We start from the raw sequence: 3,619 nt of genomic DNA, 5'->3' as shown, positions 1-3,619 counted from the left end.
GGTGCGACCTGCGGTGCGGGAGCGGGTGCTGCCGGAGCGGCGGGTGCGGGCGGCAGGAGCGGGTTCACGGCGTCGGCCGAGCCGCTCGGAATCAGGGACGCGATCTCCGGGGGAAGGAAATCGAAGATCGTCGCCGCCTGCGCGGACGGTGCGGCCGCCATCGAGATGGCGGCACAGCCGAGGATGCCGAGAACTAGCCGTCGAGCCTTCATATTTACCTCGTTCAGGGGTGGGGCAGGGCTGTCACGGAATGGTCGAGAAATGCCGCGACGGCCAATCCATTCGGTGTAGCGGGAATAGTAGCCAACGCATAGCGAGCTGCGAAAGTCGTTGAGGTGCAATGCACCTCTGTGTCATTCATTCGAATGACACAACCCTCGACCTGTACTTGAACAGAAAACTACCGAGAAATTCAGGTGAGTACGATTATGTGCCGCAGATTTCCGTGTCGTCGATCAGAACGGTGAGAAACGCGCACTATAGTCGCTCTGTGCTGTCATCTGCCTCCTCGACCATGACCCGGCCGGTGCGATTGCCGACAGGGCACCGCTGGGTTGTCGTGGACGTCGAGACCTCCGGTCTTCGTTCGTCCACGCACAGAGTGCTCAGCGTCGCGGCGTTGGCCCTGCGTGAAGACGGTTCGGTAGAGCGAGAATTGGTGACTCTGCTCAACCCGGGCTGCGACCCGGGGCCGGTCCATATCCACAATCTCACGCCACAGCGACTAGCCGGGGCACCTCGCTTCGAAGAGGTCGCGAAAGATCTGCTGGAGCTTCTCGACGGTCGGACGCTGGTTGCACACAACGCGTCGTTCGACTACGGCTTCCTCGACGCCGAGATACGGCGAGCGGGGATGAATATGCCGACGCGGCAGAGGCTCTGCACCCTTGCCCTGTCGCGCCGTCTCGAGATCGACGTCCCCAACCACAAGTTGTCCACTCTGGCCGCCCACTGGAAGGTTCGTCAGAACCGGGCTCACGACGCCTACGACGACGCCCTCGTGCTGACTGAGGTCTTCGCACACAGCGCCTCGCTGGCCGAGTCCCTCCGGCTTCCTCTGCCCGTTGTCGGCTGCGCCGACCGTCGGGCGGTGTATCCGGATCGGGTTCCGCGGGTGGAGACTCCGTGGCGGAACCCGGGTCGGCTCGATCTCGGGGCCGGACTGGTCCAGGGCATGAAACTGGTCATCAGTGGCAGCACGGATGTACCCCGCCTCGCGCTCGCCGCACGTCTGACCGCCGCCGGCCTCGACGTCATGAATTCGATCAGCCGTCAGACGAGCGTCGTCGTCTGCAACGATCCGCACTCGTCGAGTGCAAAGGTACGTCGCGCGCTGGCGGACGGGATTCCTGTCCTGACCGAGCGGCAGCTCGACGAGATGTTGCAGCACGTGACACCGGGTGAGCCGAAGGTGGCCGCGACACCGTCCGAAGTTCAGCAGTCTCGATCTGCGACAGGCGTCGCCGCCAAGAAGCCTTGGCACGGAAGGAGGGTGCTCATCGTCGGTGGCTCGCATTCGGACTCCGTGCTGATGCGCTCCCGCATCGTGCAACTGGGTGCCAAGCCGTCGGTCAATCTCTCCGCAGGAGTTACCGACGTCCTCCTTCTCGACGGTGGCGAACTCGATCCCCGCATGGACCGAGTCTCGGCACGTCAGCTGCCGCTGCTCACCGCCACCGATGTGAACACCGCGCTCGACCCGGCGGCACCACGCCAACAGGTGCCGTCAGTCGAGGCGGTGGCGTCCCTCGAACCGATCCGACCGCAATGGGTTGCGCCGTTGCTTGCTCGCGGAGAGGTGATCGACCTGCCGCCGCAGGCGACGTCGTTGACGGTCAACGCGTCGTGGCGCGCCCACACCGAGGACGACGCGTTCGACGTGGATGTGGTTGCGCTTCTTCTCGGCGACGACGGCCGGGTCGGTTGCGACGAGGACTTCCTCTTCTACAACTCGCCGACGAGTTCGGACGGCACTGTGGAATTATCCTGCGACGGCAGCAGCGAGCAAGGCGTGCGGATCGACCTGGCTGCCCTGCACTCCGACTACCAGTGCGTGTCCGTATCCGCGGCGATCGGCGGCGATCGCACCTTCGGCGAACTCGGTCCGATCTCGGTGACAGTGGACGCTCCCGACCGCACAATCGCATCATTCGTGCTGGACGCCGGCACGACCGAACGGACGATGCATTTCGCCGAGATCTACCGACGCGCCGGGCGGTGGCGCCTCCGAGCGGTGGGTCAGGGGTACGAATACGATCTCGCCACGCTCGCCACCGAGTACGGGGTGACAGTCGACGACTGAGGATCCTCACCGATCGGAACGGACCTCGACAGGTGCCGGGGGAGTCCGCCGGATTTGCACGTCGGGGAAGGTGGGGATCTCGAATCGGGTGTGGGTGAAGGGTTCGGTGCAGACGCGCTGGGCGTGTGCGGCGATCTCGCCGAGGGTGGTCACCCACATTCCGGCCATTGCCGTGACGTTCTCGACGAGTCGTTCGAGTGCTGCTGCTTTGGAGGGCCGTCCGGAGATGAACGGGTGGTTCGTGAGGACGAAGCACCCACCGTCGGTGTGCTGGGCCTCCGCCTCCAGGGTCCACATCTCGAGGACCTTGGCGGGACTTTCGATGACGCCGCTGCCGGTGACACCCGGGTAGAACGCGTACTGTTCCCAGTCGTCGAGTGCCCAGTCGACGGGAATCTCGATCAGGGTTCGCCCCGATTCCGGGCTGGTCGCCATCAGGTAGGGTGCGTCGCCGTCGAGCAGGCTGGAGTCGTAGACGAAACCTCGTTCGGCGAGGAGTTCGGGTGTGTGCCAGTTCATTTCCCACCAGGGTGCGCGATAGCCGACGAGACGGATGCCTGCGACCTCTTCGAGCGCGTCGAGCCCTCGGTCGAGGTAGCGCGCCTCGGTGGCGGCGTCGAGGCCTTTCATGGGTTCGTGCAGATATCCGTGGTGCCCGATCTCGTGGCCGCCGTCGATGATGGCGCGAACCGTGTCGGGGTAGCACTCGGCGGTGAATCCCGGCACGAAGAATGTCGCGCGCACGCCCTGGCGCTCGAGCAGTCGCAGAATGCGGGGGACTCCGACGCGAGGGCCGTAGGACTGGTGGCTCATCAGCGACATTCGGTTCGCCGAGGTGGGATCGTGGGCGAGGACGCAGGATTCGGCATCGACGTCGAAGGTGAAGGCGGCGGCTGCGGTGTGGCCCTGCGGCCATGTGAAGTCGTTGTTCACGAGTGCTCCTGGTGTTAGGGGGTCAGTTGCCGGTGAGGACATCGGGGGAGTCGGTGGTCGCGGCCGATCGTGTCGGGGATTGACCGGTGATGCGGTAGGGGCGGTGCGCGCGGGGGCCGAGGACTGAATAGAGGGTGGCGGCGACTCCGCCACCTGCCAGCCAGGACAGGTCGAGCCCGCCGAGGGCGCGTGCCGCGAAGCCCTGTGTGAGGCTCGTGGCGCCGTACATGAACAGCCACGTCGCGGCGATCCCGGCGACGAAGCATCCCATCGTGGTCCAGTTGACGTCGGGCAGTCGGCGAGATCCGATCGGGTCGAAGAGCCGGCGGGCGTCGATCTGTCGTTTCTCGACCCGGAAGTAGTGGACGAGCATGATGCCTGCCC

At 65.3% G+C, this 3,619-nt stretch carries 2 protein-coding genes and 2 pseudogenes; 1 reads left to right on the top strand and 3 read right to left on the bottom strand.

Annotated elements, in window-relative coordinates; translation table 11 throughout:
* A pseudogene (locus ACFTZB_RS33685) lies at positions 1-212 on the bottom strand (calcium-binding protein); the annotation flags it as partial.
* 302 nt (positions 213-514) lie between these two features.
* Here ACFTZB_RS33685 and ACFTZB_RS33680 point away from each other — a divergent pair.
* The gene (locus ACFTZB_RS33680; RefSeq protein ID WP_378438352.1) at positions 515-2,302 is read left to right on the top strand and encodes a TerD family protein; all 1,788 of its coding nucleotides are present in this window, start codon (positions 515-517) and stop codon (positions 2,300-2,302) included.
* A gap of 6 nt (positions 2,303-2,308) precedes the next feature.
* On the opposite strand, the gene ACFTZB_RS33675 is transcribed toward ACFTZB_RS33680, so the two are convergent.
* Both ACFTZB_RS33675 and ACFTZB_RS33670 read right to left on the bottom strand, forming a co-directional pair.
* The gene (locus ACFTZB_RS33675; RefSeq protein ID WP_378438348.1) at positions 2,309-3,235 is read right to left on the bottom strand and encodes a polysaccharide deacetylase; all 927 of its coding nucleotides are present in this window, start codon (positions 3,233-3,235) and stop codon (positions 2,309-2,311) included.
* 22 nt (positions 3,236-3,257) lie between these two features.
* Positions 3,258-3,619 (bottom strand): annotated as a pseudogene (locus ACFTZB_RS33670) (cytosine permease); the annotation flags it as partial.

This window comes from Rhodococcus sp. NPDC057014 (assembly GCF_042673295.1).
Classification (GTDB): domain Bacteria; phylum Actinomycetota; class Actinomycetes; order Mycobacteriales; family Mycobacteriaceae; genus Rhodococcus_F.
The sequence above is the reverse complement of the archived record's forward strand: the minus strand, read 5'-3'. Positions and strand labels throughout refer to the sequence as shown.

Bases quoted from the DNA above. Each gene is read 5' to 3' on its own strand.
- ACFTZB_RS33680 (WP_378438352.1), top strand. From the start codon at position 515: ATGACCCGGCCGGTGCGATTGCCGACAGGGCACCGCTGGGTTGTCGTG.